Below are 25,651 nucleotides of genomic sequence, written 5' to 3' on the forward strand. Positions count from 1 at the left end.
GGTCGAGGAGGTGGAGCGATGAGCGCGGCGACGAGCACGCGCCCGGCGGACGCCACTGTCGGCGCCGTCGACACTCACTGCCCCTACTGCGCGTTGCAGTGCGGCATGACCCTCAGCCCGGCGGGCCGCGCCTCGGTGCGGGTGCGGCCCCGCGACCCGTCCGCGGGCGGACTGTGCCAGAAGGGCTGGGCCGCCGCGGCCCTGCTCGGCTCGCCGGCCCGGCTCACCACGCCGCTCGTCCGCGACGGCGGGGCCCTGCGCCCGGCGAGCTGGGACGAGGCGGTCGGCCTGGTCGCCCGCAGGATCAAGGAGATCACCGCCGATCGCGGGCCGGACGCCGTCGCGGTCTTCGGCGGCGGCGGGCTCACCAACGAGAAGGCGTATCTGCTGGGCAAGTTCGCCCGGGTGGCGCTCGGCACCTCCCAGGTGGACTACAACGGCAGGTTCTGCATGTCGTCGGCGGCGGCCGCGGCGCACCGCGCCTTCGGCCTCGACCGGGGGCTGCCGTTCCCCCTGACCGACCTGGAGGGCGCGGACGCGGTGCTGCTCGCCGGGGCCAACCCGGCCGAGACCATGCCGCCGTTCCTGTCCCACCTGCGCCGCGCCATGGACGCCGGCGGGCTGATCGTGGTCGATCCCCGGCGCACCCCCACGGCCGAGCGTGCGGCGCTGCACCTCGCGCCGGTTCCCGGCACCGACCTCGCGCTGGCGCTCGGCATCTTCCACGCCGCCGTGGCCGACGGGCGCCTCGACCACGGTTTCGTCGGCGACCGCACGACGGGGTTCGACGAGGCCTGGCGGGTGGCCGCCGCCTGGTGGCCCGAGCGGGTGGAGCGGGTGACCGGCGTCGCCGCCGCCGACCAGCGCAGGGCCGCCGCGATCCTGGCCGAGGCCGCGAGCGCCTACGTGCTGACCGCACGGGGGACCGAGCAGCACTCCACCGGAGTGGACACGGTCGGGGCCTGGATCAACCTGGCGCTCGCGCTGGGCCTGCCCGGCCGCCGCGGCTCGGGCTGGGGCTGCCTGACCGGCCAGGGCAACGGGCAGGGCGGGCGTGAGCACGGGCAGAAGGCCGACCAGCTGCCCGGCTACCGGCGGATCGACGACCCGACGGCCCGCGCGCACGTGGCGGGGGTGTGGGGGGTCGAGCCGTCCGCGTTGCCCGGCCCGGGACGGTCGGCGTTCGAACTGCTCGACGCGCTCGGCACCCCGGACGGCCCGTCCGCGCTGCTGGTCTTCGCCAGCAACCCGGTCGTGTCCGCGCCGCACTCGGCCCGGGTGGCCGACCGGCTGGCCGCGCTCGACCTCCTCGTGGTCGCCGACATCGTGTTGTCGGAGACCGCCAGGGCCGCCGACGTGGTGCTGCCGATCACCCAGTGGGCCGAGGAGGACGGCACGCTGACCAACCTCGAAGGACGTGTGCTGCTGCGCCGCCGCGCGCTGGCCCCGCCGCCCGGGGTGCGCACCGACCTGGAGGTCCTGCACGACCTGGCCGTACGGCTCGGGCAGCCGCCCGAGCGCTTCCCCGCCGACCCCGAGACGGTCTTCACCGAGCTGAGGGCCGCGTCGGAGGGCGGCCCCGCCGACTACTCGGGCGTGACCTGGGACCGGCTGCGCGCCGGAGAGCGGCTCCACTGGCCGGTTCCGGCCGGGCCCGCGTTCCGCCGGCCGGGTCATCAGGGAACACCGCGGCTGTTCCTGGACCGGTTCGCCCATCCCGACGGGCGGGCCAGGTTCGCCGCCGTGGACCACAAAGGGCCGGCCGAGCCGCCGGACGAGGAGTTCCCCCTGTACGCGATCACCGGGCGGGTGCTCCAGCACTACCAGTCGGGCGCGCAGACCCGCCGGGTGGAGGAACTGCGCGCGGCCGTGCCCGAGGCGTACGTCGAGGTGCACCCGGACACCGCCGAGCGGGCGGGGCTGCGCGACGGCGCGGCGGCGGCGGTCGTCGGCAGGCGCGGGCGGGTCCTCGCGACGGTGCGCTGCGTGCCGTCGATGCGGCCCGACGTGGTCTTCCTGCCGTTCCACTTCCCGGGCGCCCAGCGCGCCAACCTCGTGACGAATCCGGCGCTCGATCCCGTCAGCCGGATGCCCGAATTCAAGGTCTGCGCCGTACGGCTGTCGCCGGCGGGGGAACGGGAGGCGCAGTGAGAACCAGGGTCGTGATCGCCGGCTACGGCATGGCCGGCGCCCGGCTGGCGGAGGAGATCCGCCGCCGGGACCCGGCGGGAGAGCGCGTCGCGATCGTCGCGATCGGGGACGAGCCGCACCCGCCGTACAACCGGGTCCTGCTGTCCAACGTGCTGGCGGGCGCGATGTCCGCCGAGTCGGTGCGGCTGCAGGAGGAGGGCTGGGCCGTCGCGCACGGCGTGGAGGTGCGGCGGGGCCGCGAGGTCGTCTCGATCGACCGCGACGGGCGCCGCGTCACGCTCGACGACGGCACGCTGATCGGCTACGACGTGCTCGTGCTGGCCACCGGCGCCCGTGCGTGGGTGCCGCCCGTGGAGGGGCTGACCGGCGACGACGGCGAGCTCGCCCCCGGCGTGGCGACGTTCCGCACGCTGGACGACTGCGCCGCGATCGCGGCGGGAGCGCGCGGCGGCGTGCGGGTGGCCGTGCTCGGCGGCGGCCTGCTCGGCCTGGAGGCGGCCAGGGGCCTGGCGGCGCGCGGCAACGCGGTCACCGTCGTCCATCCGAGGGCCCACCTGATGGAGCGCCAGCTCGACGACGGCGCGGGCCAGGTGCTCGCCCAGGTCCTGCGCGGCCTCGGCGTGCGGGTGCTGCTGAACTCGCGGGCGGCCCGCTACCTGCCCGGCGACGGGCTGAAGCTGGACGACGGCCGGCTGGTCGAGGCCGACCTCGTCGTCGTGGCGGCGGGGGTGCGCCCGCAGACCGCGCAGGCGTGGGTGGCCGGGCTCGACGTCGAGGGCGGCGTGCTGGTGGACGACGACCTGCGCACGAGCGACCCGTTCATCCACGCGATCGGCGACTGCGCCCGGCATCCCGGCACGGTGCCCGGGCTGGTGCAGCCCGCCTGGGAGCAGGCCGCCGCGCTGGCCGCGCTGCTCACCGGCTCCCGGTCGCCCTACCGCGGCACGAAGGTGGTGACCCGGCTCAAGGCGAGCGGGGTGGACCTGGCCGCGCTCGGCGACGTGCACGCCGCGCCGGACGACCCGCGCGCCGAGGTGCTGTGGCTGAGCGAACCGTCCCGTGGCCGCTACGCCAAGCTCGTCGTCCGCGACGAGCGGGTGGCGGGGGCCATCGCGCTCGGCGTGCCCGACGCCGCCGCCGCGATCACCCAGTTCTACGACCGCGGCCTGCCCGTGCCGCCCGACCGGCTCGCGCTGCTGCTCGGCCGGGCCATGCCGTACGGCGAGGGCGCGGCCTCCGACGGCGGAAACCCGGCGGGGCTGTCCGGAACGAGCGTGGTCTGCCGCTGCAACGCGGTCAGCAAGGACACGCTGGTCGCCGCGTGGCGCTCCGGGGCCCGTGACCTGACCGCCCTCGCCTCGGCGACCCGCGCGACCACGGGCTGCGGCACCTGCACCGACACGGTGTGCGGCATCGCCCGCTGGCTCGCCCAATCGGAGAAGGCGCAGGCGGCGGGGACGGCGCATGCCCCTTCCTGAGACCCCGACCATGCTGACGAGGAGTTGCCCATGAGCGAAACGAGGGCGGCCGCCCGGCGCGGCCGCGGATGGATCGAGCACTGGAACCCGGAGGACGAGGAGTTCTGGGAGACCACCGGCCGGCGGGTGGCCCGGCGCAACCTGATCCTGTCGGTCTTCACCGAGCATCTGGGCTTCGCGATCTGGGTGCTGTGGTCGGTGGTGGTGCTGAGCCTGCCCGCCGCCGGGCTGCCGATGAGCGTGTCGGAGTCGTTCTGGCTCGTCTCCGCGCCCAATCTGGTGGGCGCGGCGATCCGGATCCCCTACACGTTCGCGGTGCCGCGTTTCGGCGGCCGGGTGTGGACGACGGTCTCGGCGGCGCTGCTGCTGATCCCGTCGTCGCTGCTGGCGTTCGTCGTGCCGAGCGGCTGGCTGGCCGCGCAGGACCACGACACGAGGTTCTGGGTCCTGCTCGCCTGCGCCGCCGTGGCGGGCGTCGGAGGCGGCAACTTCTCCTCCTCCATGGCCAACATCTCGTTCTTCTATCCCGAGCGGCGCAAGGGCTTCGCGCTCGGCCTCAACGCGGCCGGCGGCAACCTCGGCGTCGCGGTCGTCCAGCTCCTGGTGCCGCTGGTCGTCGTCGCCGGCGTCCCCGCGGCGGCGTCGGGCACACGGGTCCACCTCGCGTACGCCGGCCTGGTCTGGATGCCGTTCATCGTGGTGGCCGGGCTCGGCGCCTGGCTGTTCATGGACAGCCTCGCCGAGGCCAAGGCCGACCCCCGGTCGTACGCGGCGGCGTTGCGGCACGGGCAGACCTGGATCGTGTCGCTGCTCTACGTCGGCACGTTCGGCTCGTTCATCGGGTTCTCCTTCGCGCTGCCGCTGGTGATCAAGACGACGTTCCCCGAGTTCCTCGCCCAGCACCCGTTCGTGCGCGACTACCTCGCCGGGCTCGGCTTCGTGGGGGCGCTGGCCGGGTCGGTCGCCCGGCCGCTCGGCGGCAGGCTGTCCGACCGGTACGGCGGGGCCCGGGTCACGCTGGCCGTCTTCGCCGGGATGGTCGTGGCGACCGTCGTGGCGGCGGCCGGGGTGATCCGCCACGACTTCGGCCTGTTCTTCTGCGCCTACCTGGTGGTCTTCGCCTGCTCCGGCGTGGGCAACGGCTCGACCTACCGGATGATTCCGGTGATCTTCGGCGAGCTGGGGCGCAGGGAGGCGGCCAGGGCCGGCCTCGATCCAGCGCTGACCGCGACGGACTACAAGCGCAGGGCCGCGGCCGTGATCGGCATCGCCGGGGCGTTCGGCGCGTTCGGCGGGTTCCTGATCCAGCAGGTGTTCCGCCTGGCGAGCCTCGACGCGGCGAGTGCGATGAAGGGCGTGACCGGCGTCGACGCGGCCCGCGTCGCCCAGGAGCACGCGGGGTGGTCGCTGCCCGCCCTGTGGATCTTCGTCGGCGCCTACGTGCTGCTCGCCGGGCTCACCTGGTGGACCTACCTGCGGCGCGGGCCGAGCCGGGCGCCGAGCTTCGCCTACGCCCGCGTATGAGTTTTTCGTAGCACTCAGGCGTAACCAAAGTTGTAGGCCGTCTGCCCCTTCCGTCATCCGGTCCGGTCGGTAGGGTGCGCGGCCGTTGTGGCGGCCGTGTACGCGTGCCAGCGTGCTGGTCACAGGGCCCGTGAAACGGCTCGTGCGGGACCACGTACGGAACCTCGTACCGGACCACGTACCGGGACCTCGTACGGACTTGGAGGGATTTCGATGGCACGTCGCATCCGCGTGAGCAAGCCGACCGGAAAGCCCCAGCCGAACTCGCCCGACCTCCGCACCCCGTCGGGCCGCGCACTGCCCTACTGACCGATCCGCATCAGGCGCACAACCACTTCCAGCAGAAAGAGGGGAGGATCCCGGTGAGCAATCTCGTCATGGTCATGCCCTACCGGGCGTTCGTCATCAAGGCCCGAGAGGAGGGGCACCGGATCTGCGCGGTCTGGGATCCCACCCTGCAGACGCCGGACTACCTGGCCGGCATCGCCGACCTGGCCGACGCCTTCGTGCTCACCGACTTCGCCGACCCCGTCGCGTTCGACCGGACCGTACGGCAGGCCGTGCGCGACTTCGACGCCGACCTCGTCTACCACATCGGGGCCGAGGAGAGCATGCTCGCGACCTACCGCATCGCGGAGGACCTCGGCAAGGCGGTCAACCCCGCGCGCTCGATCGAACTGCTCAACGACAAGCTCCAGTTGCGGCGGCTGCTCGCCGAGCACGATCTGTCGCCGGTGCGGTTCGCCCACGCGGCCCGCTGGCAGGACGTGCCGGCCCTGCTCGGCGGCTTCGACCTCCCCGTGGTCGTCAAGCCGACCGAGCTGGCCGGCAGCCGGGGGGTGTACCTGCTGAGCGAGCCGGGCCAGGTCGCCGAATGGGGCGCGCTGCTCGACTCGTACGGCTACGGCGGCCCGGTCCTCGTGGAGGAGTACCTGCGCGGCCCCGAATACAGCGTGGAGTCGATCAGCGACCACGGCCGTCATCAGGTGGTCGGCGTCACCCGCAAGGTGCTCGGCCCGCCGCCGCTGTTCGTCGAGGCCGGGCACGTGCACCCCGCGCAGGCCGGGCCCGACACGGCGGCGATGGCCGAGCTGACGATCGAGATGCTGCGGCTGACCGGTTACCGGACCGGTCCGGCCCACACCGAGATCATCTGGACCGCCGCCGGTCCCCGGATCGTCGAGTCGCAGGCGCGGCTCGGCGGCGACCAGATCCCGCGGCTGGTGCAGCTCGCCACCGGGCTCGACATCGAGCGGGCCGTCTTCCGGATCCTCGACGGCCGGTCGCCGGGCACGGTGGAGCGCCGGGCGGTCGCGCACATTTCGTACTTCAGCCTGACGCCCGGCGAGGTCCGCGCCGTCTCCGGTGTGGAGGAGGCCAGGGCGCTCGACTTCGTGGACATGCTGGAGTTCCCGTTCCGGCCGGGCGACAGGATTCCCGAGACGGTGGACTGGCGTACCCGGCACGGCTTCGTCGTCGTGACCGGGGAGACCGACGAGCAGGCCGTCGCGCGGGCGCGGCGCGTCCACTCGTCCGTACGGGCCGAGGTGGGCGAGCCGGTCACGGCCGGGGCGGGCGTGGCGTCATGAACCTGTCCGCCCTCCATCCGAACTTGCGCGTCCGCATCGCGGTCGGCTTCCTGCAGCGCCTGCTCGACTCGATGGTCATGTCGTTCATGGCCATCTACCTCGCCTTCGAGTACGGCGTGGCGGTCGCGGGCGTGCTGGTCGTGACCGTCATGGTGCTCGGCGTCGTGGGCACGCTGGCGGGCGGGCACATGTCCGACGCACGCGGGCGGCGGCGCACGCTGCTGCTCGGGGAGACCGGCGTCTGCCTGACGTTCGCGCTCATGGCGGTCGCCGACTCGCCCGCCTGGCACAGCCCGGCCATCGTCTACTGCGGCTACCTCGTCAACAAGTTCGCCGCGAGCTTCGCGATGCCGGCGAACGACGCGATGATCCTCGACGTCACGACCCCCGAGAGCCGCAAGCTCGTCTACACGATCAACTACTGGTCGATCAATCTCGCACTGGCCTTCGGCGCGCTGCTCGGCGGCTTCCTCTACAACGGTCACTTCACGCTGCTGCTGACCCTGGCCGCCGGGGGCACGGTCGTGATCGCCGCGGCCACGTACTTCCTCATCGCGGAGACCAAGCCCGAGGAGACCAAGCGGGGGCAGGGCGAGACCGGCGGGGCGGCCGAGCCGCGCGGGTCGATCCTGCGGGACTTCGCCAACGGCTACCGGCTGGTGCTCCAGGACCGCGCCTTCGGCCGGCTGCTGGTGGCCGCCACGCTGTTCATGTCCATCGAGCTGCAACTGATCAACTACATCGGCGTACGGCTGGCCAGGGACCTTCCGGCGCAGAACCTGCTGTCGATCGGCTCGTGGTCGGTCCGCGTGGACGGCGTGGAGATGCTCGGCATCCTCCGCGCGGAGAACACCGTGCTGGTCGTGGCGCTCGCGCTCGTCGCCCACCTGGTGCTGCGCCGGGTGCCCGACCGGGTCCGGATGTACGCCGGCGCGGGGCTGTTCACCGCCGGATACATGGTGCTGGCCGTCAGCGACACCGGCTGGGTCCTGCTCGTGGCCGCGCTGGTGCTCACCGTGGGCGAGCTGATGGACGTGCCGGTGCGGCAGGCACTGCTCGCCGACATGGTCCCGGCCGCGTCCCGCACCCGCTACATGGCGGTCTACAACCTCAACATCCGGGTGGCCCTGGTCGTCGCGTCGCTGTGCATCACGATCGGCTCGGTCCTGCCTCCGTGGGGCATGGCCGCGCTGTACGGCGTCTTCGGCCTTGTGATCATCTGGCAGTACCACGCGATCCTCACCCCCTCCGCCGCCCGCGCCGAACTCGCGCGGGCGTGACCAGGGAGAGTCCGATGAACCTGACCACGCAAGAGATCGGCGCCAGGCAGGAGACCGGCATCCGGCAGGAGACCGGCACGGTGTTGCGGGGCGCGCGGCTGGAGTATCGGCCGCACGGCGACTGCTGGGTGAGCCCGGTGGCCGGCCCGCACATCGGCGCGCGGCACTCCACCGTCGACGCGGTCCGCATCCCCGCGGGCCGCCAGTGGGCGCCGCCGGGCGCGGCGGCGGCCGAGCAGATCGCGGTCGTGCTGGCCGGCGCGGGCGTCGGCACCGTCGGCTACGAGATCGGCCGGATGCGCGCCGCGTCGGCGCTGTACTCACCCCTGGGCAGTACGTACTCCCTGTCGGCCGGCGACCGGGAGATGACCGTCTACATCTGGAGCGCCGTGCCGTCCGAGGGCGGCACGGACCGCGCCGTCCGGCCCAGCGCCGGCCCGGTCCGGTTCCGCTCGCTGTGGAACGGCGAGACCTGGCTGACGCCGCCCGTCGCGAACGTCCTGTTCCGGCCGGAAGCCGGCCATGCTGGGCTCTGCCTGCGCTGCGGGATCATGCTGCCGGGGGAGACGCTCGGCGTCCGCCCGCGCGAGCAGAGCGAGGCGGTGTACTTCGTCTTCGAGGGCGAGGGCCAGGTCTACCTGCACGACCGGTGGGTGGACCTGGGGCCGGGCGACGGCGTCTTCGCGCCGCCGGGCGTCCGGCACGGCGCCCGCAACCCCCACGCGGGCCACCTCGCCAGCCGCTTCGTCGTGTTCGGCGGTTCCGTGGCCGAAACGCCGTCATATCTGGCCGATGGTTTGCCAGGTTTGTAGCGCGAACGGCCGTGGCGGTGGGGAAAAATAAGGGTGGAAAATCCGCCTCGTTCAATCCGAGTGGTCTCGGATGCATCCTCGCGTTTCTTGTACCTCCATTACTTCCAGCGGTGTCCACGTGAATGACGAAGCGATATCGAAATCGTTCGAACGGCCTCGGCCATGCGGGTCGCGGGTGGCGTCATGCGGCGCGTGAACCTCGGCGGGCAGGGGCTGGTCGCCACGAGCCTCGGGCTCGGCTGCACCGCGCTGACCGGATCGTACGGCCCGGCCGACCCCGATGAGGCGATGCGGGTCGTCCTGCGCGCACTCGACGGCGGCGTGTCGCTGATCGACCTGATCGACGCCGACGGCGAGGCCGAGCGTCTGGTCGGCAAGGCCGTCGCCCACCGGCGCGACGAGGCCCTGATCGCGGCCGCCCCCGGTGCGGCCCGCTGGGAGGGGCGGGGCTGCGTGTTCCGCCCCGAGGACCTCGGCCGCGCCTGCGACGCGTCGCTGGCCCGCCTGGGGATCGAGCGGATCGACCTGTTCGTGGTGGACCCCGGCGCGGCCGGCGCGCCGATCGAGGAGACGATGGGCGCGGCGGGCCTCCTCCAGGACGCCGGGAAGATCGCGCACATCGGGGTTCGCGGGCTGGACGGAAACCGGCTGCGGCGCGCGCACGCGGCGCGGCCCGTCGCCGCCGTCGCGGTGGAGTACTCCCTGTGGCAGCGCCGGGCGGAGCGGGAGCTGCTGCCGCTGGCGCGCGAGCTGGGCATGGGCGTGGTCGCCGGCAGGCCGCTCGGCCGGGGCTTTCTGGCCGGCCGGATCACCTCGCAGGTCCAGCTCGGCCCGGGGGACGTGCGCCGCCTGGACCCGCGTTTCTCCCCCGAGAGCCTGGAAGCCGAGCTGCTGCGGCTGCGCGACGCACAGGGGGTGGCGGCGGACATGGACGTCGGCATGGGGCGCCTGGCCATCGCCTGGCTGCTGGCGCGAGGCGGCGACATCGTGCCGGTGCCGAGCACGCGCGACCTGGTCCACCTGGAGATGAACCTCACCGCGACCGGCATCCTGCTGCCCGAGCCGCTCAAGGCCCGCCTCGCCAGGGCCTTCCCTCTGAAAGAGGACTAGCTGCCCGTCTCTGGAGGAGGGCTGATGCTCAGGGGAGCGAGCGCTGCCCCCGCAGGCCGGGGGTGTTCGGCCGTGGGCGGGGCGCCGGCTGGTCGCGGCGCGGCGAGATGAGCGAGGCGGCCAGCGCCTTGTTGACCGCGTCGATCCGGGAGACGGCACCCAGCTTGGTGAAGATGTTGTGCAGGTGCCGCTTGATGGTCGCCTCGGTGAGCGTGAGCCGGGTGGCGATCTGGTAGTTGCTCAGGGCCTGGGCGGCGAGTTCGAGGATCTCCCGCTCCCTGTCGGTCAGCACCACCTTCGACCCGCCTCCCTGCACCTGGGCGAAGGAGTCGCGCGAGACGGCGAGCACGAGCCGGTCGGGCTCGACCCTGACACTCCTGACGGCCGAGATCAGCTCCTGGCGGTGCACGCTCTTGAGCAGGTAGCCGCGGATGCCCGCCGCCAGCAGGCGGCTCAGCAGCTGCGGGCCGTCGTACATGCTGAGGATGATGATCTGCGACTCGGGCGAGATCGTGCGCATGCGGGCCACGGTCTGTGTGGCGTCGTCTCCGGGGATCTCGACGTCGAGGAGGACCACGTCGGGCCGCTCCCGCTCGACCAGGGCCACCGCCCCGTCGGAGTCGCCCGCCTCGCCGACGACCTCGAAGTCGTCCTGGGCCTCCAGGATCTCGCGCAGGCCCTCCCGGAACAGCGCGTGGTCGTCCACGACGGCAATCCTGATCATGGTGCCTGGTGCGCTCATTTTGCCCCCTCGCCTGGCGGCTCGGGGCCGCGTGAGCGAGTCGCGCGGTGTTCCCTGATCCGCTCGCTCATGCGGTAAGCCCCGAGAACGGCACGTAAAGTTCGACGTGCGTGCCGTTGCCCGGCCTGCTCGTGATGGTGGTCGTCCCTCCGATGATCGCAGCGCGTTCCTGCATCGACAGCAGGCCCACCCCGTCCGACCGCCTTCCCCCTTGCGCGAAGCCCAGGCCGTCGTCCTCCACCGACGCCCGCAGCTCGTGGGGGGCGAAGTCGATCCGGATCAGCACCTTGGTGGGGTTGCCGTGGTTGAGCGCGTTCCTGGTCGCCTCACGCAGGATGAGGAAGGACTCGTCGCGCACGGTGGGAGAGGCCCACGTCTCGTCCCCGCTGACCCGCAGCCGGATGTCCACCTCGTCCATGTCCACGGTCTCGAGGTAGTAGAGAAGGGCCTTCTCCAGGCTGTTGAGCGGCTCGTGCGGGTGCAGCTCGCTGGTGACCGCCCGGAGGTTCTGCATCGTCTCCAGGATGGCCTGCTGGGCCGTCTCCACCTTGGCGGTCGCCGTCGCCGGCTTGTTCGCCCGGTGCAGGTCGTACAGCTCCAGTTGCCGGTGGGCGACGCTGAGGCCGTGCCCGAGCCGGTCGTGCAGTTCGCGGGCGATCCGGCGGCGCTCCTCGACCTGGGCCTCGTGGACCTTGTCGAGCAGGAAGCTGGAGTAGCTGGCCGAGGCCTCCCTGATCCGTGTCGTGATGCTGCGCTCCAGCCCCAGCACGACCAGCGTGAGCAGCTGCATGGACTCGGCGTCGCCGGGCATGCGCTCCAGCAGGCAGGTCACGACCGCCTGGAACCACACCGACGCCGCACGGAGCGATTCGTCCGGATGGACCCCGCTCGCCGCCCTGGTCACCCCCACCTCCCACGCGATGATCTTGTGGGAGTCGCCGACCCTGATGCTGCCGGCCCGGAGCGTCTCCGCGACGTCGTCGAGGATCTGCTCCGCGTTCGCCAGCGCCTGCCGCAGGGCGATCGGATCGCGGCTGATCGGGCTGTTCAGTGCCGCCAGGTTCTGCGCGTACGCTTCCAGAATCTCGGAGCGATGGGCTTCGAGGAAACCCTCGAAGTCCGGGACCGCCGGTCCCAGTTCTCGATCTCCCGCCAATGGACCCTCCGAGGGGAAGCGGACGAGTGTCTCCATCCTGGACTAAGCCGCACGCCCAGACAATAAGAATTGTGACACCAGCGGGAGAAGAACGGCCAAATGTACAGCGTATTGCGTCGTCATGAACGCCCGGTAGGGCAGGCGGCGGCGCACCCGGGACCCCCGGGAAAGCGGAGTGAGGGTGACGACGACGAGCAGCGATGCGCCGGTGAGCATCGCGGCCGGCGCCATGCCGAGGGGCGCCCGCAATAGGACCGCGACCGCGCAGAAAGCGAGCGCGACGGAGGCGGCGACCGCCGACAGCAGCAGCCTGACCGGCCATTCTCCGCGGCTCACCGCGAACGTCACGCGCCCGGCGGAGCGGTCGCCCGCGATGTCGGGCAGGTCCTTCGCCGGAGTGCCGACCAGGCCCATCCACAGCGAGGCCGCGAGGGCGAACGCGGGCAGCGCGATCACCGCCTGCCCGGCGGGGCCGGTCCCGCACGAGGTGTAGCCCGCGCAGTAGGAGAGCAGTCCGGACACGCCGCCGACCACCACGGTGGCGCTGGACCACTTCTTCAGCTGGAAGGGCGGCGCCGAGTAGAGGTAGCCCAGCACGAGCACCGCCGTGACCAGCCAGATCATCGGGCCGCCGAGCAGCAGCGCGCCGAGCAGGGCCGCCGCGGCGGAGGCCCAGGCGATGATCCGGGCCTGGGCGGGGTCGAGCTCGCCGCGGGCGATCGGCCGGCGCGAGCCGTTCACGCGGTCCTCCCGCACGTCCATCACGCCGTTGAACAGGTAGACGAAGAAGATCGCGCACTGCCACACCACGGCCCCCGCCACCAGGCGGAACGGGTCGGCGGGGGCGAGTCCGGCGTCCAGGGCCGCGCCGGAGGCGAACCGCAGGAAGAAGATGGCCAGAACGGACGGGCGCGCCTCGGTCACGCACATTCCGAGGATTCGGAAAGGCGAAATTGAAATGGCCGGGAAAGCTGCTCTGGTGATCGACATGACTCGGAGTATGTGTCCGATTCAGGGGGGCGTTAAGAGGGCCGCCCGGGAGGTTGTACCAGGTCTACAACTTTCGATACCCCTACCGATCGTACGGGTGATACGGGGCGCACTCTAGTTGCTTCTCCCTTGCCCCTTGACCAGGGCGCTTGTAGCTTCGGCAACGTACCGGTCAGCGAATCACCAGCAATTTGGACGGCCTTCCGGACGGAAGTCGGCGCGATTCGCGGGCAGCTTTTCGGAGAAACGGTCGGTCGCGAATTCGGTGGCAAGGTCGCCGATGAGAAAGGAATTCCTCATGAGCAGCTCTCCTTCCCGTTACTCGGCCTTCACCCCCGTCCGCCTGGCGGACCGGCGCTGGCCGGACCGGATGGTCGAGGCCGCCCCGCGATGGCTGTCCACCGACCTGCGCGACGGCAACCAGTCGCTGGTCAACCCGATGAGCCCGGAGCGCAAGCTCGCGATGTTCGACCTTCTCGTACGGATGGGCTACAAGGAGATCGAGGTCGGTTTCCCGGTGGCGAGCCAGGACGACCACGACTTCGTGCGCATGCTGATCGAGCAGGACCGGATCCCCGACGACGTGCGGATCTCGGTTCTGGTGCAGGCGCGGGACGAGCTGATCCGGCGGACCGTGGAGAGCCTGGCCGGTACTCCCCGGGCCAACATCCACCTCTACAACGCGACCGCCCCGCTCTTCCGCCGGGTGGTCTTCGGCATGACCCGCGACGAGTGCAGGAACCTCGCCGTCGAGGGCACCCGGCTGATGATGAAGTACGCCGAGGCGACCCTGGGCGACTGCGACCTGGGATTCCAGTATTCGCCCGAGCTCTTCAACGAGACCGAGCCCGAGTTCGCGCTCGAGGTCTGCGAGGCGGTCATGGACGTGTGGCAGCCGGAGGAGGGCCGGGAGATCATCCTCAACTTCCCGACCACGGTGGAGCGGTCGCTCCCGCACGTCTTCGCCGACCAGATCGAATGGCTCGACCGCAATCTGTCCCACCGCGAGCACGTCTGCCTGTCGATCCACCCCCACAACGACCGGGGCACCGGCGTGGCCGCCTCCGAGATGGCGCTGCTGGCCGGCGCCCAGCGGATCGAGGGCTGCCTGTTCGGCAACGGCGAGCGGGCCGGCAACGTCTGCCTGGTCACCCTCGGCCTGAACATGTACACCCACGGTGTCGACCCCGGCATCGACTTCTCCGACATCACCGAGATCCGGCGCACTGTCGAGTACTGCAACGAGATGCAGGTCAGCCCCCGCCACCCGTACGGCGGCGACCTCGTCTACACGGCCTTCTCCGGCTCCCACCAGGACGCCATCAAGAAGGGCTTCGACGCGCTGACCGTGGAGGCCGGCGAGGCCGGCGTCAGCGTGGACGACCTGCCGTGGAGCATGCCGTACCTGCCGATCGACCCCAAGGACGTCGGCCGCACCTACGAGGCGGTGGTGCGCATCAACAGCCAGTCGGGCAAGGGCGGCGTGGCCTACATCCTGAGCGCCTGGCACGGGCTCAACCTGCCCAAGAACCTGCAGGTGGAGTTCGCCCGCGTCGTGCAGGCCCACGCGGACGGCTCGGGCGGGGAGATCACTCCGACCGTCGTCCGCGACCTGTTCGACGAGGAGTACCTGTCGCGGACCGAGATCACCGTCCCGCTCGGGCTCGGCGGCCGGCCGCTGCAGACCACCTTGTACGTCGACGGCGCGCGCTTCGACGTCACCGGGCCGCGGGCCGACGCCATCCGCACCCTGGGCGCCCGGCTGGCGGTCTGGAACGTGGACGTGCAGATGGTCCACCGCACCGGCGTGGAGGCCGCGGCGGGGAGCGCGGAGGACCGGGAGGTCGCGGTCTACGCCGAGTGCGTGATCGACGGGCGGCAGGTCTGGGGGGTGGGCCTCGACCGCGACGTGGTCGCCGCGTCCTTCGCGGCCGTCCGCTCGGCCCTGGCCCGCGCCGGCGAAACGGACGCGGAAGGCGCGGGAGAGCGGGCCGGCGAGAGCGTTTCGGCGCGAATGACGCTGGTCGGCTGAACACTTCTCAACAGATGATCTTTACGTAAGTCACGGCAATTGTGAAACCGGCCGGCCCGGCCGAGAAATCGAACGAAATTCGGGAGGCTCATTATGGCCCTGGTGGAGCGGGAAGAGGTGTTGGCCTCCCTTGAGGACATGCTGGCCGACGCCGTCACCGGCAGAGGAAAGATCGCGATCGTCGGCGGACCCGTCGCGACAGGAAAGACCGCACTGCTCAACACTCTGGTCGAGGACGCTCTGGAGCACGGCGCCCTGCCGCTGACCGCGACCTGCTCCCAGTCCGAGACGGGACTGGCGCTGGCCGTGCTGTCGCAGATCCTGCACAACGCGCCGCTCACCCCCGAGGAGGAGGAGCGCACCCGCAACCTGCTGCACGAGGGCGCCCGCTGCGCCATGTCGGCCGACCCGCTGGCCGACTACGTCGACCAGGTGGACGCCCACATCGTGCACGCCCTGTGCATGGTGCTGCTCGAACTCGCCGAGCGGCACCCCCTCATGATCGTGGTGGACGACATCCAGCACGCCGACCGCGCCTCCCAGCTCTGCCTGGCCTACCTCGCCCGCAGGCTGCGCTTCGCCCACATCCTGGCGATCTTCAGCCAGTCGGAGGAGACGTGGAACGCCCCGTCGCTGTTCCAGACCGAGCTGCTGCGACAGCCGCACTGCCGCCGCCTCCCGCTGTCGGCCCTGTCCCGCGAGGGCGTCGAGATCATGGCCGCCGACATCGTGGGTGACGACGTCGCCCGGCGGTTCGCCGCGGACTGGCACGCGGTCAGCGGCGGCAACCCGCTGCTCGTGGGCGCGCTCGTCGAGGACCACCTCGCCGCGACCGACGCCGGAGGCGCCCCGGCCGAGAGCGAGGCGGCGGATCCGGACGAGATCGTCACGGGCGACGCCTACCGCCAGGCGGTGCAGTCGTGCCTGCGCCGCGGGCACCCGCTCGCGGCCCGCGTCGCCCGGGGCCTGGCGGTCGCCGGCGACCCCGGCCACCTCGACCGGCTGCTCGACCTCGACGCCGGCGTCGTCGTCCAGACGCTCAACGCGCTGCACAACGCCGGGCTGGTCGGCGCCGACCTGCACCTGCGCCACCCCCAGGCGCGCGCCGCCGTGCTCGCCGACCTCGACCGGCACGAGCGGACGGACCTGCACCGCAGGGCCGCCGAGCTGGCGTACGGCCAGGGCGCCCCGGCCGCCGTGATCGCCGAGCACCTGCTGGCCGCCTCGCACAACGGCGGCTCCTGGGCCGTGCCGATCCTGGAGGAGGCGGCCCGGCAGGCGCTCAGCGAGGGACGGGTCGAGCCCGCCGTCGACTACCTGCGGCTGGCCGACGGCGCGTGCACCGACGACCAGCGCCGGGCCACCATCAAGACGACGCTGGTGCGGGCGGAGTGGCGGCTCAACCCGAGCGCCCCCGCGGCCCACCTCGACGAGCTCACCGACGCCATGCACCGCGGCCACCTGCGCGGCTCCGACGCGGTCGTGCTGGCCAAGGCGCTGCTGTGGCACGGCCGCTTCGACGACGCCCGCGACGTGCTCGACCACCTGGGCAGGATCGGCACGATCATGGACGCGGAGACCGTGGCCGAGATCCGCGCCGTCCGGCCGTGGCTGCGCTGCTCCTACACGCCGTTCCTGGCGCACATCCCGAGGGTCACCGACGTGAGCACGCAGGCGCCGCCGTCCGCACCGGTCATCGGCCGGCTGGAGGCCGCCACCGCGCTCGCGGCGGTGCTCACCAAGGGCCCGCACCCGCAGACGCTGGCCGACGTGGAGCGCATCCTGCGCGGCTCCCGCCTCGACGACATGTCGATGGACGCCGTCGAGTGCGCCCTGCTCGCGCTGATCTACGGTGAGCGGCCCGACCTGGCGGCCCCCTGGTGCGACCTGTTCTTCGAGGAGGCCGCCAGCCGGCGCGCCCCCAGCAGGCAGGCCCGCCTCGCGGCGCTGCGCGCCGAGATCAGCCTGCGGCAGGGCGACCTGGAGGGCGCCGAGGGCCTCGCCCAGATGGCCGTACGGCTCATCCCGCCGACGAGCTGGGGGGTCGCGATCGGCGGCCCGCTGTCGGTGCTGCTGACGGCGGTGACCGCGATGGGCCGGCTGGACGAGGCCGTGCAGCTGGTGAACCAGCCGGTGCCCGAGGCCATGCTCCAGACCCGGTACGGCCTGCACTACCTGAACGCGCGGGGCCGCTACCAACTGGCGACGGGCGACCTCGGCATGGCGTTGCGCGACTTCCAGACGTGTGGCGAGCTGATGGGCTCCTGGAGCCTCGACTCGCCGGGGCTGGTCTCCTGGCGGACGGGCGCGGCCGAGGCGCTGATCGGCATGGGCCGCGCGGAGCAGGCCCGGCCGCTGCTGGACGAGCACGTGGCGCGCTGCGCCCCCGGCCCGGTCCGCGCCCGCGGGACCGGCCTGCGGCTGACGGCCGCCGCGAGCGAGCCCCGGCAGCGTCCCCCGCTGCTGCGCCGCGCCGCCGACATGCTCCAGGCGAGCGGCGACCAGTACGAGCTGGCCCGGGCCCTGGTCGACCTGGCCGACGCCTACCAGGCGGTGGGAGAGCTGCGCCGCGCCCGTACGGTCGCCAGGCAGGCGCAGCGGATCGCGGAGGAGTGCGAGGCCGTTCCGCTGGTCAACGCGCTCACCCAGGGCGGTCCCGGGCAGCCGGCCGAGCCGCCCCGCACGGACAACGGCCCCGGGACGCTGAGCGAGGCCGAGCGCCGGGTGGCCTCGCTCGCCGCGGTCGGATACACCAACCGCGAGATCGCCGACAAGCTGTACATCACGGTCAGCACGGTCGAGCAGCACCTGACCCGCATCTACCGGAAACTCAACGTCACCCGCCGTTCCGACCTGCCCGCCAGCCTCGAGTTCAGCACCTCCGCCTGAGACAGCTCCCACGCCCTGGGCCGGCCGGACTTTCCCGGCCGGCCGTTTCCCTGACTGGAAGGTGAACGCGCATGACTCAGACGAGCGTCACCCCTGCCGCCGCCCCCGCTGCTGCTCCATCGGCCGCTGCTCCATCGGCCGCCACACCGCTGGGCCGTCTCACAGCGGCCCAGGGCGCAGCGATGTACGTCGGCGCGGTGCTCGGCACGGGCGTCATCGCCCTGCCCGCGCTCGCGGCCCAGGCGGCGGGGCCGGCGTCGCTGCTGGCCTGGCTCGGCCTGGTCGTGCTGTCGGCCCCGCTGGCCGCGGCGTTCGCCGCGCTCGGCGCGCGCCACCCCGACTCCGGCGGCGTGTCGACCTACGCCCGCCTCGCCTTCGGGGACCGGGCCGCGGTCGTCGTCGGCTGGTGCTTCTACTTCGCGATCCCGCCCAGCGCCGCCGCCGCGGCGCTGTTCGGCGGCGAGTACGTCGCCGCGGCGGTCGGCGGCGGGACCGGCACCGCGACGCTGACGGCGGCGGGGCTGATGGTGATCGTGACCCTGTCGAACGCCTCCGGCCTGCGGGTGACCGGCCGGGTCCAGCTCGGGCTGGCCGGGCTGCTCGTCGCGCTGCTCGTCGTCGCCGTCGCGCTGTCGCTCCCGCACGCCGACATGGCCAACCTGCGGCCGTTCGCCCCGCACGGCTGGACGGCCGTCGCCCCGGCGGCCGCCCTGCTGGTGTGGAGCTTCGCCGGCTGGGAGGCGATCACGCACCTCGCCGCCGACTTCCGCAGGCCCGCCAGGGACCTGCCCAGGGCCGCCGCGGCCGCCGTCGTGGTCGTCGGCGTGCTGTACCTGTCGGTCGCCTTCGCCACCGTCGCCGTCCTCGGCCCGGCCGCCGGAGGCGCGCGGGCGCCACTCGGCGACCTGCTGGCGCTGGGTCTCGGCGGCAACGCCCGGCTGCTCGCCGCCGTCGCCGCGCTGCTGCTGACGCTCGGCGCGATGAACGCGTACTGGGCCGGGGCGGCCAAGCTCGGCGCGGCCCTCGGCCGCGACGGCGCCCTGCCCGGCTGGCTGTCGCGCGGCAGCGTCGCCGGGGAGGTGCCCCGGCGCAGCCTCGGCGTCGTCGCCGTGCTGTCCTTCCTGTCGCTCGCCGTCGTGTACGCGGCGGGGACGGGCATCCGTCCGCTGGTGCTGATGACCAACGGGTCGTTCGTGGTGGTCTACGCGATCGGCGTGGCGGCCGCCATCCGGCTGCTGCCGCGCGGCCGGGCCAGGGCCGCCGCCCTGCTCGCGCTCGTGGCGGTCGCTCTGCTGGTCGCGGCGTCGGGGGTCTACCTCGTCTGGCCGCTGCTGGTCGGCGGCGCCGCCCTGGCGTACACGCGATTCGCCCGCCGGGGGGTGGCCGTCCCGGCGGAACGTTGACGAAAGTGAAGGGTCACCGGCGACTTTCCGCGAGTGCCCGCCGGTCCGTCCGGTCCCTAGGGTCGAGGGGCCGGACGGACCGGCGAGACGCGCACAGAGACGCGGCACGGAGACGTGGCACGGAGGGGAACCGGTGGGCAACGAGATCGAGGACGTCCCGGACATCAGCGCCGAGTGGTATCGGGAGGTCACCGCCTTCGCCCTGCACACCCCCGCGTGGGTGCGCGACGCGGCGGGGATCGCGACGGACGCCGTCCCCGCGATCCTGTTCGCGTTCCTCGTCCTCGGGTGGTGGCGGGCGCGGCGGGAGGACGACCGCAGGATGGCGCTCGCCCTGCTCGCCCCGGTCGCGGTGGTGACGGCCTATCTCGCGAGTGAGGGTGTCAAGAGCGTCCTGCGGCTGCGCCGCCCCTGCTGGGACCTGGCCGACGTGGTCACCGTGACGCACTGCCCGCCGTACGGCGACTGGTCGCTGCCGAGCAACCACGCGACCTTCGCCGCGGCGGCGGCCGTCGCGCTGGCCGTCCTGTGGCGCGGCATGGCGGTGGTGGCGCCGGTGCTCGCGCTGCTGGAGGCGTTCTCCAGGGTCTTCGTCGGCGTTCACTACCCCCACGACGTGGCGGCGGGGCTGCTGTTCGGCGCGCTGATCGCGCCGCTGGTCTTACTGGCCCCGCGGAGCTCCGCGACCGCCCTGGTCGCCGCGATGCGGCGGCGCCCCGCGCTGGCGGCGGTGCTGACTACCGCCCGCCCGCCAGTCCCGCCTCATGGGCGATGACCGCGGCCCGCACCCGGTTGGGCACGCCGAGCTTTCCCAGGATCGTGCTCACGTAGGTCTTGACGCTGCCCTCGGCGAGGTGCAGGCGGGCGGCGATGCCCGCGTTCGACAGGCCCTCGCCGACCAGGGCGAGCACCTCGCGCTCCCGGCCGGTCAGCGCCGCGACCTGGTCCCGGGCCGCGGCCGAGCGCGACAGCCGGTCGCCGGCGAGCCCCCGGATGACCCGTGCGGCCACCGGCGGCGACAGGTACGCCCCGCCCTCGGCCGCCGCCCGCACCCCGAGGGGGAACTCGCGCGGATCCCCGGTCTTCAGCAGGAACCCCGCCGCGCCGTCGCCCAGCGCGCGGGCGACGTAGGCGTCCTCACCGAAGGACGTCATGATCAGTACGGCGGCGCCGGGGGCGGTCCTGCGCACCTCGGCCGCGGCGGCCAGCCCGTCCAGGCCGGGCATCCGGATGTCGACGAGCGCGACGTCGGGCCGGTGTGCCAGGACGGCGTCCACCAGCTCGCGCCCGTCGGCGGCCTCGGCGACCACGTCGATGTCCGGGTCCGCCGCCAGGATCGCCCGCACCCCGGCCCGGATCACCGGTTCGTCGTCGGCCAGGACCACCCGGATCGCGCGCATGCCTTGATGGTAGGCAAGCGTGGAAAGTCTCCGGGCGCCGGTCAGGAGGGCAGGAAGGTCTTGGCGACCAGCCGCCCCCCGGCGAAGCACAGCCGGTAGAGGGTCAGGTCGCCGAACGGCTCGGGGCTGGTGCTGTAGTAGCGGCACCGGGCGCCCGGCGGGATCGGCGGCTCGGGCCAGGACGGATCGTCGATCCTGGTCCTGGCCGGCAGCACCGCCGCGACCTCGGCCTCGGCCTGCCCGGCCCGCAGCTTCGCGAACTCGGCCGGCGGCAGGACCGAGGTGGCCGCCTCGTAGACCGTGAACCCGAGCACGAACGCCGCCACTCCGGCCGCCGCGGCCAGGCAGACCAGCGCCGCGGCCAGTCGCGTACGGCGCACCCGCCGCCGGGCCAGCGCGAGCGCCGGCTCAAGCTCCAGTTCCAACTCCAGATCCGGCTTCCGCTCCGGCTTCCGCTCCGGCTTCCGCTCCGGCTTCCGCTCCGGCTCCACGGGCCGCGACGCCGTCCGCGGGGGAACACTCGGGGGAACACGCAGGGGGACGGGCGAGGGGATACCCGGTGGGCCATTCGGAGGGCCATTCGGGGGGCCATTCGGAGGGACGGTGTGCGGGAGCCGTACGGTCAGGGCGAATCCGCCGTCGGCGGGGCCGCTCTCCAGGGACCCGCCCTGCCGGCGGACCCGCTCCGCAAGTGCCCGCAGTCCGTGTCCGCCCGTCACGCCGCGCCCTTGCAGGCGGGACGCGGCGTTGGCGACGCCAACCACGGTCTCGCCCGGTGCGTGCGCGAGCCGTACGGTGACCGGGGCGCCGGGCGCGTGCTTGGCGGCGTTGGTCAGCCCCTCGCGGACGACCCGCCGCACGGTCGCCAGCGCGGGCGCGGGGATCCGCGCATCCTCCTGGGTGCCGTGCAGCGTCACCGGCATTCCGGCGGCCGCGGCGCGCCGGACCAGTTCGCCCACGCTCTCCTCGGACGGATCCGCCGTGTCCTCGTGCGCCGTGTTTTCACGCACCGTGTTTTCGTGTTCCGCGTCTTCGCGCGCTGTGTTTTCGCGCGCTGTGTTTTCGCGCGCTGTGTTTTCGCGTTCGGGGCCGAGGCCGGGGCCGTCGCCGTCCCTGAGCACGGCGACGATGTCGCGCAGGCGCTCGGCCGCGGCGGTGACCGCCTCGCGGGCCTCGCCCGCCGCCCGGCGCCGGCTCTCGGGAAGGCCGGCGTCGACCTCCAGGGCCCCGATCCGCAGCGCGACCAGGCTGAGGTCGTGACCGAGCAGGTCGTGCATCTCCCTCGCGATGGCCGCCCGCTCCCGCAGCCGCGCCTGCTCGGCGAGCATGCGGTGCTCACGCTCCAGACGTCCGGCGCGTTCCCAGCCCGCCCTGGTCAGGGCCAGGCTCTGGTGCCGGGCGTGGCCCGCCAGCCACGGGACGAGTCCGAACAGCGCGATGCCCGTGACGGCGAAGAACCACGCGCCGAGGTCCCACTGCGCCGCGAGAAGCCACCGTACGAGCGGGACGACGACGGCGGCGACCACCGAGGCTCCCGACAGACCGAGCAGGGCGGGCCGGGCCCGAGGCATGCGCACCCCGGCCAGGTAGCTCATCACCGCCAGGGCCGGGAAGAAGACGGTGGGGTCGCCCCGTACGGCCACCGAACCCGCCCACAGCGCGGCCGTCACGAGCATCGCCCTCAGCGGCCGGGGCCGGGCGAACGCGACGGCCACACCGATCGCCGCCAGCCCGGCGATCACCTCGGGCCAGGTGTACCTGTCGGCCAGGATGCGCGTGAGTCCCGCCCACAGCGCCGGCAGACCGAGGACGGCCCAAAGCAGGACGTCCTTGAGGTATGCCGCTTTCCTCCCCACTCAGGCAACGGTATCCGCAGGGCGCGGAATCCTGACGAATCCGTGCAGGGTCCGTACGCTGCCGTGGCCGGACAGGGACATCAGCATCGGCGCGGACCAGCCGTCCTCGCCGAGGTGGGCCAGGCGCGAGTGGCGCAGCCGGTGCAGGGTGCAGCCGCTGCCCTCCGGGTCGACGTCCGCGGTGGCCCGTTTGAACAGGTACTCCGCCCGCTCGTACGACAGGCGCCCCCGGCCCGTGTCCGGGCACAGGTCGGCCGCCACCGGCATACGGCCCGGCCCCGGCCTGCGGTCGGCGAGGAACAGCGGACCCCGGCGGCGGCCCTCGACGAGGAGGGGCAGGAGCGCGGCCGTGTCGGACTGCCACCGCAGCCAGTGCCCTCTGGCCTTCACCTCGCCGCGCATGCCGGGCAGGTCGAGGTCCTCCACGTTGAGCGAGAGCGCCCACTCTGCCGGGGCCGCGCTCTCGTACAGCAGCAGCCACAGCGTGCGCTCGCGCAGCGGGATGTCCGGCCGCTTCCACAGGCTCTCCAGCCGCGACCGGTCGATGGAGCGGGTGCGGGCGCGGGGCTCGGGCCGCCGGTCGAGCGAGGCGGCGAGATCGGCGGCGGCCCAGCCGCGCTCGGCCGCCCACGTGGCGAACGACCGCAGCGCCGCACGGTGCCTGTTCCAGGTCGCGCCCGCCGCCGTGCCCCAGGCCGCGGCGAAGACCTCGGCGACCCGGTGGGACGTCACGTCCCGCAGCGGGGCATTCTCGCCGAGGTGCCGGCACAGCCGCGTCAGAGTCTGTCTGTAGGACCGCATGGTGTCGGCGCTCAGATCGGGCCGGGCGAGGAAGAGCCCCGCCGCCCCGCCGAGCGTGACGTGCGCATCCGCCAGGCCGGCCTCCCCGGCCTCCGCGGCCTTCCCCCCGGCCTCTGCGGCTTCCCCGGTCTCCTTGGCCTTCCCCCGGGTCTCTCCGGCTTCCCCGGTCTCTCCGGCTCCCCTGGCCTTCCCGGTCTCCGCGGCCTTCCCGGTCTCCCCGGCTTTTCCGGCCTCCTCCGCGCAGGTCGCGGCGCGCCGCAGCAGCACTGCTCGTTCCGAGCTGTTGCGAGTGAGGGACGCGGCGCGTTCGAACTCCGTCCGGGCCTCGTCGTGCCGGTGCAGCCGGGCCAGCAGATCCCCGCGTACGGCGGGCAGCAGGTGGTAGCCCTTGAGCGCCGGTTCGCCGGTCAGCGTGTCCACGAGCGTGAGACCGGCGCGCGGCCCGTAGGCCATGGCGAGCGCCACCGCGCGGTTGAGCTGGGCGACCGGCGTGGGCAGCACCCTGACGAGGGCCTCGTAGAGCGCCGCGATCTGCGGCCAGTCGGTCTCCTCCGGTGTGGCGGCCCCCGCGTGGCAGGCCGCGATGGCCGCCTGCAGCACGTACGGGCCGAGGGGACCGCCGGCCTGCCGCGCCCGCAGCAGCGCCGCGAAGCCGCGCCGGATGAGCAGCGGGTCCCAGCGGCCCCGGTTCTGCTCGTGCAGCACGACGGGCTCCCCCGACGGGCCGGTACGCGCGGCCGAGCGCGACTGCTGCAGCTCCATCAGCGCGACCAGGCCGTGCACCTCGGCCTCGTCCGGGGTCAGCTCGGCCAGGACGCGGCCCAGGCGCAGCGCCTCCAGGCAGAGGGACGGGCGCATCAGCTCGTCGCCCGCCGTCGCCGCGTATCCCTCGTTGAACACGAGATAGATCACTTCGAGCACCGACGACAGCCGGGCCGCCCGATCCGGCCCCGACGGGACCTCGAAGGGGACATGCGCGTCGGCGAGCGCCCGCTTGGCCCGTACGATCCGCTGGGCGACGGCGCTCTCGGAGACGAGGAAGGCCCTCGCGATCTCGTCGGTGCGCAGGCCGCCGATCAGCCGCAGCGTGAGCGCGACCCGGGCCTCGGTGGACAGCACCGGGTGACAGGAGACGAACATCAGCCGCAGGACGTCGTCGCCGACCTCGCCGTCGAGCGCGTTCACCACGTCGTCCACGTCACGCTCGCCGTCGTCGGGGCGGCTGGCGAGATCGTGGGCGAGCTGCTCCTGCCCGCGGTCGCGCCGCTCCTCCCGGCGTAGGTGATCGACGGCGCGGCGCTTGGCGACGGCCATGAGCCAGGCGCCCGGGTTGTCCGGGACGCCCGCCTCGGGCCACTGCTCCAGCGCGGCGAGGACGGCGTCCTGCGCCAGCTCCTCCGCCAGGCCGACGTCTCCGACCATTCGCACGAGGCCGGCGACGATCCTCGCGGACTCCATCTTCCAGACCGCGTCCGCGACGCGGTGGGCGTCCAGCGACGTCACCCGACCGATGACAGCACCGGCCCGCCCGCGGCGCAACCCGGTGCGTACCTCACCGGGGGCGCCTGCGGGCCGGACATCTGCCTGATCACGGCCTTGCCCGGCGTGCTCCGGTGTCAGCGGGGGCCGGGCCCGGGGGCGTCTTCGGGGCCGAACACCCGCTGGACCGAGCCCTCGCCGTCGCCGACGATCTTCCAGAAGCCGCGGGCCAGTTCCACGGCCTCCTCGCGGGACCGCGCCTCGATCAGGGCGAAGCTGACGATCGCCTCCTTCGCCTCGGTGAAGGGGCCGTCGGTCACGGTGATCTCACCGCCGGAGGAGATCATCCGCAGGCCGCCCGGCTCCAGCCCGCCGGTGGCCAGCAGCACGCCCGTCCTGGTCATCTCCTCGATGAAGGCGCCCATCTCGGCCATCATCGCCGCATCCGGTGTGCGGGAGCCGCCCTTGGTGGTCATCAGAAACCGCATCGTCGTTCTCCTTCTTTCCGATCCTCTGGTCTGGCCGGGCCGTTCGCCGGTCCCGCCGTCACCTCCACGTCGTACGGGACGAGCCGGAATCGACCGGCTCCGATCCTGACACGTCATGACCTGGGCCTTCGGCTCGATGTGACAGGGAATGCGCATCTGACAGGGAATGCGCACTCGCGACTGTCGCCGCTGGTGGGCGGAGGAGGCGGCGGGCGGGCGGCACGGGCGGGCACGGACGGGCACGGACGGTCGAATCGCGCGGCCGCCGTTCGACGCGTGAGCGAGGCCGGACACCACATCGGCCCAGACCACCGAAGACCGGACCACCGAAGACCGGGACACCGGAGCCCGGGACGCGAAGCCCCGGACCACCGGAGCCCGGGACACCGGAGCCCGGGACGCGAAGCCCCGGACCACCGGAGCCCGGGACACCGGAGCCCGGGACGCGAAGCCCCGGACCACCGGAGCCCG

Annotated in this window: 18 protein-coding genes and 1 pseudogene; 11 read left to right on the forward strand and 8 right to left on the reverse strand. The window is 73.3% G+C overall.

Annotated features, from left to right (window positions below):
- The first annotated feature begins 18 nt into the window (after positions 1–18).
- The 7 genes from FLX07_RS28145 to FLX07_RS28175 all read left to right on the forward strand — a co-directional run bounded on the left by FLX07_RS28145 (position 19) and on the right by FLX07_RS28175 (position 9,944).
- Positions 19–2,151 (forward strand): molybdopterin oxidoreductase family protein, encoded by a 2,133-nt coding sequence (locus FLX07_RS28145; RefSeq protein ID WP_142574702.1) that lies wholly within the window; start codon positions 19–21, stop codon positions 2,149–2,151.
- Positions 2,148–3,629: an FAD-dependent oxidoreductase gene (locus FLX07_RS28150; RefSeq protein ID WP_142574703.1), complete on the forward strand. Its 1,482-nt coding sequence runs from the start codon at positions 2,148–2,150 to the stop codon at positions 3,627–3,629. The genes FLX07_RS28145 and FLX07_RS28150 overlap by 4 nt, the downstream gene beginning before the upstream one ends.
- A 30-nt stretch (positions 3,630–3,659) precedes the next feature.
- On the forward strand, positions 3,660–5,153 hold the full coding sequence (locus tag FLX07_RS28155; protein WP_142574704.1) for an MFS transporter: 1,494 nt from the start codon (positions 3,660–3,662) through the stop codon (positions 5,151–5,153).
- A gap of 362 nt (positions 5,154–5,515) precedes the next feature.
- Entirely contained in the window at positions 5,516–6,742 is a 1,227-nt protein-coding gene (locus tag FLX07_RS28160; protein ID WP_142574705.1) for an ATP-grasp domain-containing protein, read from the forward strand.
- Complete coding sequence (locus FLX07_RS28165; protein WP_142574706.1) at positions 6,739–8,022, forward strand: MFS transporter; 1,284 nt, start codon at positions 6,739–6,741, stop codon at positions 8,020–8,022. Before FLX07_RS28160 ends, FLX07_RS28165 begins: the two co-directional genes overlap by 4 nt.
- Positions 8,023–8,036: 14 nt before the next feature.
- The gene (locus FLX07_RS37195; protein ID WP_208762425.1) at positions 8,037–8,834 is read left to right on the forward strand and encodes a cupin domain-containing protein; all 798 of its coding nucleotides are present in this window, start codon (positions 8,037–8,039) and stop codon (positions 8,832–8,834) included.
- Between the two features lie 183 nt (positions 8,835–9,017).
- On the forward strand, positions 9,018–9,944 hold the full coding sequence (locus FLX07_RS28175) for an aldo/keto reductase (RefSeq protein ID WP_167748420.1): 927 nt from the start codon (positions 9,018–9,020) through the stop codon (positions 9,942–9,944).
- Between the two features lie 28 nt (positions 9,945–9,972).
- Here FLX07_RS28175 and FLX07_RS28180 read toward each other — a convergent pair whose 3' ends face one another.
- From FLX07_RS28180 to FLX07_RS28190, 3 genes are all read right to left on the reverse strand, one after another.
- On the reverse strand, positions 9,973–10,668 hold the full coding sequence (locus tag FLX07_RS28180; RefSeq protein ID WP_223854179.1) for a response regulator transcription factor: 696 nt from the start codon (positions 10,666–10,668) through the stop codon (positions 9,973–9,975).
- 85 nt (positions 10,669–10,753) lie between these two features.
- Positions 10,754–11,842, reverse strand: coding sequence for a sensor histidine kinase (locus tag FLX07_RS28185; RefSeq protein ID WP_167748421.1), 1,089 nt, complete (start codon positions 11,840–11,842; stop codon positions 10,754–10,756).
- Between the two features lie 42 nt (positions 11,843–11,884).
- On the reverse strand, positions 11,885–12,766 hold the full coding sequence (locus tag FLX07_RS28190) for a UbiA family prenyltransferase (RefSeq protein WP_167748422.1): 882 nt from the start codon (positions 12,764–12,766) through the stop codon (positions 11,885–11,887).
- Between the two features lie 364 nt (positions 12,767–13,130).
- Between FLX07_RS28190 and leuA the strand changes: the two genes are divergently transcribed.
- The 4 genes from leuA to FLX07_RS28210 all read left to right on the forward strand — a co-directional run bounded on the left by leuA (position 13,131) and on the right by FLX07_RS28210 (position 19,931).
- On the forward strand, positions 13,131–14,864 hold the full coding sequence (gene leuA, locus FLX07_RS28195) for a 2-isopropylmalate synthase (protein WP_223854181.1): 1,734 nt from the start codon (positions 13,131–13,133) through the stop codon (positions 14,862–14,864).
- 93 nt (positions 14,865–14,957) lie between these two features.
- Complete coding sequence (locus tag FLX07_RS28200; RefSeq protein WP_142574712.1) at positions 14,958–17,753, forward strand: helix-turn-helix transcriptional regulator; 2,796 nt, start codon at positions 14,958–14,960, stop codon at positions 17,751–17,753.
- Between the two features lie 71 nt (positions 17,754–17,824).
- Entirely contained in the window at positions 17,825–19,156 is a 1,332-nt protein-coding gene (locus FLX07_RS28205) for an APC family permease (RefSeq protein ID WP_142574713.1), read from the forward strand.
- 133 nt (positions 19,157–19,289) lie between these two features.
- Positions 19,290–19,931 carry a phosphatase PAP2 family protein gene (locus tag FLX07_RS28210; RefSeq protein ID WP_142574714.1) on the forward strand — a complete coding sequence of 214 codons (642 nt, stop codon included), beginning with the start codon at positions 19,290–19,292 and terminating at the stop codon, positions 19,929–19,931.
- On the opposite strand, the gene FLX07_RS28215 is transcribed toward FLX07_RS28210, so the two are convergent.
- The 5 genes and pseudogenes from FLX07_RS28215 to FLX07_RS28235 all read right to left on the reverse strand — a co-directional run bounded on the left by FLX07_RS28215 (position 19,894) and on the right by FLX07_RS28235 (position 25,180).
- Positions 19,894–20,556, reverse strand: a complete 663-nt coding sequence (locus tag FLX07_RS28215) for a response regulator (protein ID WP_142574715.1) — start codon at positions 20,554–20,556, stop codon at positions 19,894–19,896. The genes FLX07_RS28210 and FLX07_RS28215 overlap by 38 nt on opposite strands.
- 41 nt (positions 20,557–20,597) lie before the next feature.
- Complete coding sequence (locus FLX07_RS28220; RefSeq protein ID WP_142574716.1) at positions 20,598–22,412, reverse strand: sensor histidine kinase; 1,815 nt, start codon at positions 22,410–22,412, stop codon at positions 20,598–20,600.
- Entirely contained in the window at positions 22,413–23,474 is a 1,062-nt protein-coding gene (locus FLX07_RS38910) for a tyrosine-type recombinase/integrase (RefSeq protein WP_396802849.1), read from the reverse strand.
- Positions 23,448–24,716: pseudogene (locus FLX07_RS38915) on the reverse strand (RNA polymerase sigma factor); the annotation flags it as partial. The gene FLX07_RS38910 and the pseudogene FLX07_RS38915, both read right to left, overlap by 27 nt.
- A gap of 113 nt (positions 24,717–24,829) precedes the next feature.
- Positions 24,830–25,180 carry a YciI family protein gene (locus tag FLX07_RS28235; RefSeq protein ID WP_142574717.1) on the reverse strand — a complete coding sequence of 117 codons (351 nt, stop codon included), beginning with the start codon at positions 25,178–25,180 and terminating at the stop codon, positions 24,830–24,832.
- Positions 25,181–25,651 lie beyond the last annotated feature (471 nt).

This window comes from Microbispora bryophytorum (assembly GCF_006874465.1).
Lineage (GTDB): Bacteria > Actinomycetota > Actinomycetes > Streptosporangiales > Streptosporangiaceae > Microbispora > Microbispora bryophytorum.